The sequence below is a fragment of the Bradyrhizobium sp. LLZ17 genome (genome assembly GCF_041200145.1).
In the GTDB taxonomy this organism is placed as follows: domain Bacteria; phylum Pseudomonadota; class Alphaproteobacteria; order Rhizobiales; family Xanthobacteraceae; genus Bradyrhizobium.
This window is the reverse complement of the sequence record NZ_CP165734.1, coordinates 5,505,660-5,519,159: the sequence shown is the minus strand read 5'-3', so window position 1 is coordinate 5,519,159 and position 13,500 is coordinate 5,505,660. Positions and strand designations below refer to the sequence as shown.

1 protein-coding gene and 1 pseudogene are annotated in these 13,500 nt (G+C 64.0%); both read right to left on the bottom strand.

What is annotated here, in order from left to right; genetic code table 11:
- Positions 1–121 precede the first annotated feature (121 nt).
- Positions 122–2,357: pseudogene (locus AB8Z38_RS26445) on the bottom strand (CHASE2 domain-containing protein).
- Positions 2,358–2,517: 160 nt separating this feature from the next.
- On the bottom strand, positions 2,518–12,882 hold the full coding sequence (locus AB8Z38_RS26440; protein ID WP_369720663.1) for a hypothetical protein: 10,365 nt from the start codon (positions 12,880–12,882) through the stop codon (positions 2,518–2,520).
- Between the last annotated feature and the right edge of the window lie 618 nt (positions 12,883–13,500).

Below are 13,500 nucleotides of genomic sequence, written 5' to 3'. Positions count from 1 at the left end.
CCACCATTTTGACTCGGTATGAAGCGATAGGGTGGGCACGGCGCAAGAGCGCCTTTGCCCCACCGTGCGAGAGCTCGCAATGACGGGCGTGTCGGCGGCAACCGGGACCACACACCCACGCCTACTTCGTCAGCAGTGCATACGCCCCGGTCCATCCTTCCGGCGGCGGATCAACCTGGAAATCCTTGATGCGCGCTTCATAGAGCCCGAACAGCTTTTCCAGCGTGCCGGCGTCCTCGCTGTTTCGGCCGCGCTCGATGGCGTCGAGGGCGCCCTGCCAGTTGCGGCTGCGGTAGCAGCCGAGCATTTCGATGGTGATGTTGCGCAGGCGCTGGAAGGCGGCCGAATGCATCACGTCCGCACGGCCGGCGATGGCGTAGATCACTTCCGGCTCGGTCTTGCCCTTGACCATGATGAAGTCGAGCTCGAGGATTGCGAACTTGTCCTTGGCGGCGAGCGCCGTCCTGGAGCCGACGATGATCGGGAAGCCGTATTCCTTGGTCTGGCCTTCGAGGCGCGAGGCCAGGTTGACGCTGTCGCCGAGCACTGAGTAATTCTTCTTCAGATCGGAGCCCATGTTGCCGACCACGCCGATGCCGGTGTTGAGGCCGATACCGACATTGAGCGGGATGTAGACGTGGCCGCCGTCGGCGGCCTCCTGCTCGCGCTCCTTGTTGACAGCGTCGATCTGGTCAAGCATCTGGATCGCGGCCTCGCAGGCGTTGAGCTCATGTTGGGCGTCGTCGAGCGGCGCGTTCCAGAACGCCATGATGGCGTCGCCCATATATTTGTCGATATAGCCTTTTTGTTCGATGATGACGTCGGTGAGCGGCGTCAGGAAGCGGTTCATCAGCGCGATCAGGCCCTGCGGATCGTGCTTGTAGCTCTCCGAGATCGTGGTGAAGCCGCGCACGTCGGAGAACATGATCGTCATCTCGCGCTCCTCGCCGCCGAGCACGAGCTTCTCCGGCGACTGCGCCAGCTGCTCGACCAGCACCGGCGACATGTATTGCGCGAACATGCCGCGGATCTGCACGCGCTGGCGTTGCTCACGCACGAAGCTCGCGAAGATCAGCGTCAGGTAGAGCGCGGTGGTCGACAACAACGGGTAAGTGAAGTCGATCAGGTAGCGGTATTTCCAGTAGAAGAACCAGGACGTGCCGACCAGGACCGCAGCGAACATCGCGCCGGCAATCACCAGCCGCACCGGTCCGAGATTCGGCGTGAAGATGATGACGAGGATGCCGATGATCATCGCGGCAAGCAGCTCGACGCCGAGCGCATAATTCGGCCGCGAGATCGCAGCGCCGCTCAGCACGCTTTCGAGGACCTGGGCGTGGATTTCCACTCCCGGCATGGCGCGCGCCACAGGCGTGGTCTTGATGTCGTTCAGGCCGACGGCGGAGGTGCCGATCAGCACCAGCTTTCCAGCGATCTTGCTCGGCGGCACGGTGTTGTCGAGCACGTCGGCTGCCGAGACATAGATCGAGGGATCGTGACGGGCATAGTGCACCCAGAGCTGGCCATTCTCGTCGGTTGGGATCTCGACACCTTTGAGGCGGACGCCGCGTATGCCGGTCTTGTCGGTGCGCACCAGCAGCGTCGGCGTCCCCGTGACGACCCGCAGGATCTCGAGGCTGAGCGAAGGCATGATGTTGCCCTGCGCGCGCATGATCATCGGCACGCGCCGGATCAGGCCGTCCCGTTCGGTCCTGATCGTGAACAGCCCGCGGCCCGCCGCCACCGTCTCGATCACAGGCACGTTGCGCAGCAGCCCGGGGAATTCGAACAGGAAGCGCTCGGCCTCCGCTTCGCCGACCGTCGCCACACCGGTGAAGGGGAAGCGTCTTGTCGATTTCCGACGTGATCGCCGGCTGTCCGGTCTCGCCCAGCACGACGCGGGAGCGCTTGATCGCCTCCGAAAGGATCTGGTCGTTGCTCGGCAAATCGCGCAGCTTGGTGCGTGTGGCGTCGTCCAGATAGCGCATCTGGTTCGCGACCAGATCCGGGTTGAGCCGATCGGGCTCCGAGAACACGACGTCGAAGCCGATCGCCACTGCACCGTTGCTGGTGAGGTTCTGGATCAGGTCCGCGATTCGCGTGCGCGGCCACGGCCACTGGCCGAGCCTGGCGAGGCTCTTGTCGTCGATGTCGACGATCGTGACCGGTCGCACCGCTGCCTTTTCGCGCGGATCTATCAACTGAAATATGTCGAAGTTGCGCAGCCGCAGCTCCTGCACCGGCGGCGGATCCCAGACGCGCAGGGCTGCAAACACGACCAGCAGCGCAAGGCACACCAGCCGCGCAAAGCCGAACTTTCGCGTGAACCACCGCCGCAGGATCTTGAGACGTTTCATGTCAGTCGAGCTTCCTGCCGCGCATCACGCCTTCGGGCCGATCATGGCGGGTCAGCGCGCCAATGGCTATTCCTCAGGCCAAGGATTACCGATTTTTTGCCGTGGTCAAGTTGAGCTTGAGGCGCCGGGAGGGCCGCCGCTCGCCAGCGCCCGCGCGGCATCAGGTGATGTGGAAGATGAAATCGCTGGTCTTGAGCGTGGCGGTCACATTCCTCAACAACAACTGCTCATGCTCGGTGACCGGTGCGCTGTCGGGTTGGCTGACCTGCTGGCACCACGTGACCAGCGTGTCGCCGGACTGCTGGGTGATGTGGAGATTGTCGATGGAGCTGACATCCGAGAACTGCCGCAGGTCGATTTTGTCGCCCGTTGCGAAATCGGTGATGGTGTGGGTGCCGTCATCCCCGCTCTTGCCCGGCGCAAACACGAATTGATCCTTGCCGCCGCCGCCGGTCAGCGTGTCGCCGGTCGTGGTCGCGAAAATGACGTCCTTGCCGCTGGTGCCTTGCAGGGTGATCCCCTGGGAGGTGTCGCCGGCCTCGTCGAAGATGAAGTTGACGGTGTCGTGGAGACCGGTGGTCGTATCTGTCACCGTGAGCGTGATCTGGTCGGTATCGGGTGGTGGTTCGCCGGGATTGTAGGTTATGCCGTGCTGCAAGGCCGTGTTGACGTCGTCGAGCGAGCCGGACGCCGGCGACAGATCGACGCTGCTGTCGGGCGCATGCGCGGTGACTGCGGTGACCGTAAAGGCATCGGTCGAAGCGCCGGCATCGGTGTCGACGACCGAGAGATGGGTGACGGTGTCGGTGTTGAACTCGCGGTCATGCGAAACCCGGAGATGGGTCGTGTCGATGACGGGCCCGCCGTCAGGCGCGATCACGCTGGTGCCGATCGTGGCCGCCGTGTCCGACACCGGAGCCGTCCCGTCGGTGCTCATCGCCGTGATGTCGGTCGCCGCCGTCAAGGCTGAATTCGTGATGCCGCCGGTATAGGTGTCGTCCAAGGCGTGCACGCCGAGCGGATCCGGTGTGCCCGTATAGCCGTCCGCCGGCACGAAACGGATCAGCGCGTCGGTGCCGAGCACCAGCGCCTGCGTGTCGCTGACCGATCCGATATCGACCCATTGATGGGCGCCGGCGACTTCGTATTGCCAGACGCCCTCGGTGGCCGCGGCAGCGTCCGAAGTGACCGCGATGGCCTTCAGGCTCGCACCATCGTCGGCGTCGTGGAACTTACCCGCGAAGAGATCGCCGACGGTGCTGGCGCCTGGATTGCTGTCGTTGCCGGCGACCGGGCCCAGCGTCGCGTTGTCGAGCGTCGGCGCATCGTTGCTGCCGGCGATGTTGATGGTGACGACGCCGTTGCCGGTGCCGGTCGGCGCATGGCCGTCGTCGGGCACGATGGTGTATTGCAGCGACAGGGTGTGGCCGGCGGCGAGGAAGTCGAACGCCTCGCTGCCTGAATTGAAGTCCCACGTGAAGTGGGAGTGGGTGGCGGTGCCGTTGAGGATGTCGCCGGACTGCACGGAGAGAAAATTCAACAGCGTCGCGCTCGAGGGTTCGCCGACATAGTCGGTCTGGAGCACGCCGTCGAGATAGATATCGAGATGGTCGACCGCGACCGTCACGTGGTCGGTGGCATCGGCATCCGACACAGTCAGCGTGCCCTGCTTGGCCAGCCCGGCATTGGTCTCGGACAGGTCCGCGCCGGAATGATCGTTGGTTTCCGCCGTGATCGCAGGCGCGTCGTTCTTGCCGTCGATCGTGACCGTGACCTCGGCTGTATCGGTCTTGCCCTGGTGGTCGTCGAGCGTGAGGGTGGAGACGACGTTGGCGGTCTGGCCTTCGCCGAGGAAATCCAGCGCGTTGTCGGCGATCGAATAGCTCCAGCCGACCGTGCCGTTGTTGGTACCGGTGGTCTGCAGCGCCAGCGCCTGCTCGATCACGGCGGTCTCGCCGGCCGTCAGGGTCAGATGCGTGGCGTGGTCGGCGTCGAGCCAGGTCACGGTCTGATCCGTAATCGCAACGGTCGCCGTCGGCCGCTCCGTCAGATCGATGTCGCTGAACGCGATCGTGCCGGTCGCGGCCGGTGCCGGATCGGCAGTTGGTGAACCGGTGGTGTTCTCGAGTTCGCTGAAGCCCGTGCTTTGCGCCGGGCTTCCGGCGAAGTGAGGCGCGTCGTCGATTGCATTGAGCGTGACCAGCGTGCCGCCGTGACCGTCGCTGCCGCCGGCAAAATGCGCGTTGCTGTAGTCCGCGCCGACGAGTTTCACCGTGATGGTGTGGCCGTAGGCATCGCTTACGACGAGGTTGCCGGTCGCGGCGTCGTAGGTCGCCGAGGTGCCGCCGTCATACTTGATCGTCGACAGATCGAGCTTGTCGGTCGCGGCGAAGCCCGCGACCGATCCGCCGAAGCTCGACGTGTCGATCTGGAGCTCGGCGCCATCGCCGGCGAAGGTGATGGTCTGCGACACCGTGGCATTGAGGTCGAGCGTCGCATCGGCGTCGACGGTGACCGAGCCCGAACCGGACAGCGAGCCGAACAACGTCAGCGCGCCGTCATGGACCTCGATGGCCCCGGTGTTGGCGATGGTGCCCGAGATCGACGCTGTGCCCCAGCTATCGATGTTCTGGTCATTTTCGATGCTCAGCCCGGCGCCGGAAATCGAGGCACCGTGCAGATCGATGGCGCCATGGTTGACGATCGATGACGCATTGCCGAAGACGCTGGTGCCGGCGACCGTCCAGGTGCCGTCCGCCTGGTTATTGAATGTGGCGGTAGCAACCGAGATGTTGCCGTTGATGTCGCCGGTGTTGTTGATGGTGAGGTGGCGGCCGCTTTCGGCGATTGCGTCGGTTGTCGCGGTTACGCTGCCGGCATCGTCCGGCCCGATCGTGCCGGAATTGTCGATTAGCGCGGTGCCGGTCGTGTTTCCCTGGACGAAGATCGCGTAATGGCCGCTCGCTCCCACGACCGAGCCGTGGTTGGTGATGTGCGTGTCGCCGATTGCGGCCGGACCATTCGTGTCGGCTGTGCCGTTCTGGGTGACGACGATACCAGCCGTTCCCGTGGCGGTAAGTTCGCCGTCATTGAGGATGGTGACGTTGCCCGCGCCGGTCGCCACCACGCCCAGGGCAACCGCCCCCGTGGCGGAGCCTTCATTGGTGACGCTGACATCGCCTCCGCCATGGTCGAAGGCGCCGATCGCGGTGCCCGCGGCCGTGATCGACGACGTCTCCCCGGTCGTGACCGTGACCTTGCCGACGCCCCAGGTGAAGGCCTCGATGCCGTAGCCGGCAGCCGCGGTGATCGTCGCATCGCTGGTGACGGTCACGTCGCCGTAGACCTTGTTGGAGAACTGTCCGTTTTGGTCGGGGTTGTAGCCGGCAACGATGCCGCCCGGGGTCGCGCCGCTCAGGTTCGGCGTCGAACCTGAGCGGATGGTGCCGTGGGCAGTGACCTGGACCGTGCTCTGCACGCCGCTCGCGATGACGGAGGCCTCGTTGACGGCGAGGATGCCCGAACTGCCGGACGTGATGGTGTCCCCACCCGAGAGCGAGACACTGATGTTGCCCTGGTCGAGGCTGAAGGCGTCGATGCCATAGCCCGCCGTCCCCGTCACCGATGCGCTGGCACCGAGCGAGACAGTGACATTTCCGGTACCGCCGCTCAGCGCCAGGGCTCTGACACCCATCTGGGCACCGAGCACGGTGGTGCCTGTGTCGTCGTTCACCGTGACATCACCATTGCCGTAGTTGTAGGCATCGATGCCGTGGCCGCCCGTGGCGCTGATGTCGCCATGGTTGTTGACGACGACAGTGCCGTTGACGTCGGTGTTGGCATTGCTTCCCGTCGTCGCGCCGGTGTAGCCGGCCTGAATGCCCGCTGGCGCACTGTTGCTTTGAGTGAGGCTGCTGCCGGAATGAACCGTGCCGTAGTTCTCGACCGTGATGGTGCTTCCGGCCGACTCATCGAGCGAAATCGCGCGATTGACCGCAACAACGCCCGAGCTGCCTGACGTAATCACACTGCCGGCCTCGGTTTTCACGCTCTCGTGCCCGGCGCCATAGCTGCGCGCCCGGATGCCATAGATTGCGCTTCCCGTGACGTTGCCGCCGGCGTCGATATCGATGTCGCCGTCGCCGTGCGTGGTCGCGTCGATACCATAGGCGCCGCCCGCTGCTCCGCCGAGCTGGGTGATCGAGATGTCGCCGGCATTGGCGACATTCAAGTTCTCGACGAAGACGCCGACCGAATTCGCGCCGGTCCCGGTCGCCTTGCCGGTGACATTTTCGATCGTGATATCGCCTGCCCCAGTCGCACTGTCACGCAGCGTGATGCCGTTGCCGGCGAGGCCGGTGATGTCCTTTGTCGCCGTCAGCGAGATATCGCCAACGCCGTTCTGGGTAACGAGGACGCCATTGGCCGCACCGGTCAGCGCGCCGGTTGGCGTGAGAACGATATCGGCGGCCTTGGCGAGCGTGCCGCCGCTCGCCGTGAAATCGAGCGCGTCGCCGTTCGACGTCGTGATGTCGGCCGCGCCGGTCACGGTGAAGGTGCCGCCGACCGACGACTGGCCGGTGATGGTGCCGGTAAAGCTCTGGCCGGCCACCTTGTCGAGTTGAAGCGTGTCGGTGCCGCCCGCGAAGCTCACAGTCTGCGCTGTGGCTCCTGCGAGCTCCAGCGTCGCATTGTCGTCGACGATCAACGAGCCGGCGCCGGTGAGACCACCGGCGAGGTTCAGCGTGCCGGCCTGCACCTCGATGGTGCCGGTGTTGGCGACGGCGGCCGTAATCGCGTTCGAGCCGGACACCCCATAAAGATGACCGGAATTGCCAAGGCTGCCGCCATTGATCGAAACGTCCGTCAGGTACAGCTTCGAGGTGCCGTCGATCGTGACCGTGCCGCCGCCGTTGGTGACGGTCAGCGATGCGAGCTTCACGATGCCGCCGCCGATCGCCTTGATATCCGCAGTATTGACGATGAGTTCGCCGGAAATGTCGAGCTCGCCGCCATTCGCCTGGATCAGCTTGTGATTGGTGACGGTGTGGAGCACGGCGGGATCGATCGTCAGCGTGCCGCTGGTGACCGTGATCGTGCCGGTGTTGGTGACGTCGGCTTCGGTGATGGCGCTCGCGGCGGTCGATTCCAAGGTCCCGGCGATGGTCACGGTGCCGCCGTCGATGGTCGCGCCGGCGAGATCGAGCGTCGACGTGCTATCGACCGAGACGACGGCGCCGCTCGCGTTCGTCACCTTGTTCGCGATCAGCTTGAGCGTGCCGCCGTTGATCGCAGCGAGCGTGTCGTTGTTGGCGACGTTCTCGCCATTGATGTCGAGCTCGCCGAGATTGGCCCGAATCGTCCCGTCATTGGTGATGGCGGCCGAAGTCGTGGCGACAAGGGCCAGCACGCCGCCGACCGCCTCGATCAGATGGCTGTTGACGATGGCGGTGTTCGTGATCGTACTGGTGCCGGATGAGCTGAGCGTACCTGAGACGTTGAGCTTGCCGCCGGCGAGACTTGCCCCGCTGAACGACAGGGTGTTGCTGGCGTCGATCTTGACGGCACCCGTGCCATTGGCGGTGATCGCAGTGTCCGAAACCGTCGCTGTGTCCAGCGTCAGCGTCTTCCCGCTCTCCACTATGACGAAGCTGGTGCTCAGCGTCGCGCCGCCGTCGATCGTGCTGTCGCCGGTCATGTCAATCGTGCCGGTGCCGTTGACGGCGCCGCCTGAAATCTCGGTGCCCGACAGCGTCAGTGTCTGGCTGCCGTCGACCTTTACCGTGCCGCCGTTGGTCACGACGTCATTAAGCAGCGTCGCAGCGCCGGCGATCTCCAGCGTGCCGTTGTTGGTGATCGGACCCCTGACAGCAGTTGAGGTCCCCTGGATCGTGGCACCGCCTTCGAGCGTCACCGTGCCAGCGAGTGCAATGCTGCCCTTATCGGTGACGGTCGAGCCCGACACCGTCATATCGTCGAGCGTCAGCGTCTTGCCGCTCTCGACCGTGACGAAGCTCGTGCTCAGCGTCGCGCTGGCGTCGATCGTGCTGGCCCCGGTGACATCGATGGTGCCGCTGCCGTTGATGCTGCCGCCCGAAATCTCCGTGCCTGACAGCGTCAAGGCCTGGCTGCCGTCGACCGTTGTCGTGCCGCCATTGGTCACAACGTCGTTGAGCAGCGTCGCAGCGCCTGCGATCTCCAGCGTGCCGTTGTTGGTGATCGGGCCGCCCTGGATCCTGGCGCCACCTTGAAGCTTGACGAGGTTGTCGAGCTCAATGCTGGAATTGTCGGTGATGATCGAGCCCGACACCGTGACACCATCCAGCGTCAGCTTGGCATCGGCAGTGACCGTGCTCGTGCTCAGTGTCGCGCCGCCATCGATCTTGCTGGCGCCGGTGACATCGATCGTGCCGCTGCCGTTGATGCTGCCGCCCGAAATCTCCGTGCCTGACAGCGTCAGGGTCTGGCTGCCGTCGACCTTGACCGTGCCGCCGTTGGTCACGACGTCGTTGAGCAGCGTCGCTGCACCGGCGATCTCCAGCGTGCCGTTGTTGGTGACCGGACCGCCCTGGATCTTGGCGCCGCCCTTCAGGGCAACGGTGTCGTCGAGCTCGACACTGCCCTTGTCGGTGATCGTGGTGCCATCGACCGTGATCGCGTCGAGCATCAGGGTCTTGAGGCTCTCGACGGTGACAAAGCTGGTGCTCAGCGTTGCCCCCGCGTCAATCGCGCTAGCTCCGGTGACGTCGATCGTACCGGCGCCGGTTATCGAACCGCCGCGAATCTCGGTGCCCGACAGCGTCAGCGTCTGGCCGGCATCAACCGCCACCGTGCCATGATTGGTGACGACGTCGTCGAGCAGCGTCGCGGGGCCCTCGACCTCCAGCGTGCCGTTATTGACGATCGGGCCACTTCCGCCGACGGAGGGGCCTTCGGAGAATTGGACGGGGCCGATGGCAAAGTCGTTCGGCCCGCTAGTGACGCCACCGCTTATCTCGGTGCCCGACACCGTCAGGGTCTGGCCGGAATCGACGCTGACCGTGCCGTTGTTGGTCACAACGTCGTTGAGCAGCGTGGCAGGACCGGCAATCTCCAGGGTGCCTTCGTTGGTGATCGGACCCTGGGCGTCGATCGATGCACCCTGGATCGTGGCGCCGCCCGTCAGCATGACCGTGCCGTCAAGCACCACTCCGCCGTTGTCGGCAATGGTCGCACCCGACACCGTCACATCGTCGAGCGTCAGCGTCACATCGCTTTCGACCGTGACCGCAGCATTGTTGAGCGTCGCGCCGCCATCGATCGTGCTGTCGCCGGTGACGTCGATCGTGCCCGCCCCGCTAATGACGCCGCCGCTTATCTCGGTGCTCGACACCGTCAGGGTCTGGCCGGAATCGACGCTGACCGTGCCGTTGTTGATCACAACGTCGTCGAGGAGCGTGGCAGGACCGGCAATCTCCAGCGTGCCTTCGTTGGTGATCGGACCCTGGGCGTCGATCGATGCACCCTGGATCGTGGCGCCGCCCTTCAGCATCACCGTGCCGTCAAGCACCAGTCCGCCGTGGTCGGTGATGGTCGCATCCGACACCGTCACATCGTCGAGCGTCAGCGTCACATCGCTTTCGACCGTGACTGCACCCTTGTCGAGCGTCGCGCCGCCATCGATCGTGCTGTTGCCGGTGACGTCGATGCTGCCGCCGAGCGTGCTGCTGAAATTATTGATGACGCCGCCGCTGATCTCGACGTGATCCAGCACCAGCTGGCCATGATCGTCGACGGTCATCACGCCCGACGAATTGTCGACCGTGGTCCCGTGGGCCAGCGTCAGCGTCGCGCCGGCATGGACTTCGATCGTCGAATTGTTGGTGACAGTCTCCGTGTCGAAAGCGACAGTCCCCGTAACGTTGACCTTGCCGGAATTGTGCAGCGCGCCGTTCTCGACCAGGCTGATGCCGTCGAGCTCCAGCGTGCCCAGAATGTTTACGGTGCCGCCGTCGATCGTCGCGGCATCGACGATCAGCGTCGTGCCGGCGTCGGCCTTCAGCGTGCCACCGGCATTGTGGATCCCGGCCAGCGTCTTCAGCGTGCCGCCGGACAGCTCGATCGTGCCGGAATTGGTGATCGTTATGGCTTTGGCGAAATCGCCACCGCCCGCGAGCGTGAGATAGCCGCCATTGCTGAACACGGCCGTGTCGAGGATCTCGGCCTTGCCGCCGACCGACATCGTACCGATCGCGGTGTTGTTGAAGATCGAGTCCGCGCTCATGTTGAGCGCGCCGGCGATCGTCAGCGAGCTCTTGTTGATCACTTCCGGCGGCGGCCCGCCGAAATCGTTCATCGTGATCGACTTGGCGTAGGCCGCGGCGTCGATTGTGACGGGATAAGAGGGCGTCAGTCCGTGCAACTGATCGGTGATGACAATGACGTCGTCACTGATCGTCGGGACGGTGCCGGTTTCCCAGTTCGCGCCGTCCTTCCAGAAGCCGCCGGCCGGCGTGTTCGTCGCGATCCACACAACGGCAGGAGCGTCGGTGCCGGTGATCGTGACCGTAATGGTCTGGTCCGAGGTCGCACCTTGCGGATCCTTGACCGTCACGGTGTAGGTCAGGGTCAGCACTTGGCCCGCGGGGATGAAGTCGGCGAGATAGACCGGGATGTCCTTCAGCGACCAGTGGATTGATCCCGTGCCCGTCCCGGTGCTGTCGTCGGCGGATGCGATCGAGACCAGCAAGGAATTCGAGAGGAAGTCGGAGATGCTCTGGGGGACGGTGGCGCCGGGCAAGACCGCGCTGAACTTTGACACCGACACCGTGTGGGTGTCGGTGAGATCGACATCGGTGAAGGTCAGCGTGCCCGAGGTGGGAACGTGGGTCGTGAGCGGCCCGCCCGGCACGCTGGTGCCACCGGCGAAAGTGATGGTTTGAACGCCGGTGGTGATCACCGGCTTGTCGTTGGTGCCGGTGATGGTGATGGTGATCGGGATGGTCGTGATTTCGGGATTGACCGCGAAATTGTTGTTGATGCTGACGAGGTAGGTCACCGTCAGCGTTTCGCCCGCCCCGAGAAAGTCGAACGCGTGATCGGGGATCGTGAAGGTCGCGAGCGCCGATCCGTTGTTGTTGTTGCCGGCATCAGGGACGACATTGATCTTGATCTGCGTCGCCGCGATATCCAGCTTCTGGAGAGTAGTGAGCGAGCCGGTGACGTCGTGATGGCCCGCGTCCATGTAGACGTAGTTCGGCGCGCCAGCGAGGTCCACCGAGACCGTCGGCAGGTCGCCCAGATTTTGATCGACGAAGTTGACCCGGAAGGTGAACGTGTCGGGACCCACGGTGTCGCCGGTCGTGTCCGCGCGGTCGCCGGTCGCGTTCGGGTGCTCGGTGACGTTGAACGCAGTCTTCAAATTGCCGTTGGCGTCAAGGACGCGCGAATCGGGCGACCCGGGAATACGCGTGCTGGATTGCGTCTCGAGGCCCTGCCCTTGCGTCGCCGGGGGATTGAGGTTGGTGAAAACTGCGGTCGCAGTCGTGGAGCCGGCCTGCGCCTTGATCAGAAATCCGTCAGCGGTCTGGGTGATCGTGTCGGTGGAGTTGTTGGTCAGCTTGGTGTTGGTGCCGTTGTCCGTGAACTTCAGCGTGAACACGTCCGTGATCAGCTTCTGAACGTCGGGGGACATCAGCGCATTGCTGATCGAGACGTTGCCGCCGCTGATCTGGATCATCTGGCCGGCCTGGTTGACCGTCGCGATCGGCAGCAGCGTGACCTTGTCGAACAGGATGTAGGAGCCGGTGGTGCCGTTGGGCTCGACCAGCACCTGGAAGCTCGCCTGCGGCTGCGGATCGCCGCCGCCGGAGGGAACGACGAAATTGATCTGGGTCAGCACGGCTGTACCGCGGATGCCCATGGTCGCAACCGGCGTGTCGACCTTCATGTCGCCGTGCTTGGCGGTCTCGCCGGCGACGAAGGTGATGGTGCCCGCGACCAGGCTGAGCAGCGAGGAATTGTTCGACCCGTTGGGGTCGTACACCATCTCGTTCAGCACCATCCGCGCATTGGAGGACAGGCCGAACACGGTGCCGTCGATGAAGGTGATGCCCAGCGTCGAGTCGCCGCCGGTCGAGACCACGTCGCCCTTTTCGACATTGTCGCCGTTGTTCAAAATGATCGAGACGCCGTTGCGGACGGCGGTCGCGCTGCCGGAAAGCTTGGTGACGTGACCGATGACCGCGGCCGCCGCCGCGCCGGGCGCGGCCTGCGCATATTCAACGTGGCCCGTGAGCGCGTTGACGATGTCGCCGGTGAGGTGGGCGCCATCGGGCGAGGCGATCGCCGCGCGCTTGTCGCCCCTGAAATAGTCCTCGACGACGAACTCATGGCCGTCATGGGACAGCACGAGGTCGACACCTGCGCGCTTGAACTCGCCGTTGAAGATCAGGTTGGCGTCGGGAACGACAAAAGCGCCCTCGGGCACATGGCCATGCCCCTTGGCGATAAAGGGCTTGGCGGTGAACAGAATCGACATGGTCATGGGCGGGGGAGTGAGAACCCTGGCCATCCAAAAAGAGCGCGGCGTCAAACTTGCCAGCGTAATTCAACCGGTCACCGTAAAAGGGTTAATATTTAAATAAGTATCGACCGCCTAAGCTTGCATATCATTACCAAGTCCTTAGCGAAACCATCCATCGCTTGTGTGATTTCGCGTCACAAGGCCGTCGCCGGGCGTGCCGATCGCCTCGCCTGCGCAGAAGCTGAAGTAATTGCTGGCGTTGCTCTGAGTAATTCCTGGTCTATCTGGCCGCACTGCCCGTCATCCCATGTATTCCATCCTAGAAATCGGACAGAAGATACTTGCGTCGTCTCTGCTTCGTGGTGCCCCGCAGCATCCTGCGGCAAATACGGAACTAAATCTGTGACCCAACTAACAGAACCCGTGAAATAGCGGGTCATTAGCCATAAGCCGCAGAACCGGCCCTCCTGCAACTTCTACCTGCAATTGGCTCTATTTCGCGGCGGACGAGGCACTCCTAGCCTTCGAATCGTAAAATTTTACCCAAACTGGCCAGTCCAGCTTCAGCCTGCTTCGCGGTTTTGGGACCTCTGCCGGGCGCCTTAAGCAGAACAAAACGGCCCGCCTCGCATGATCTGC

Excerpts from the sequence above, each read along its gene's own strand:
- AB8Z38_RS26440 (WP_369720663.1), bottom strand. The coding sequence starts at position 12,882 with ATGACCATGTCGATTCTGTTCACCGCCAAGCCCTTTATCGCCAAGGGG.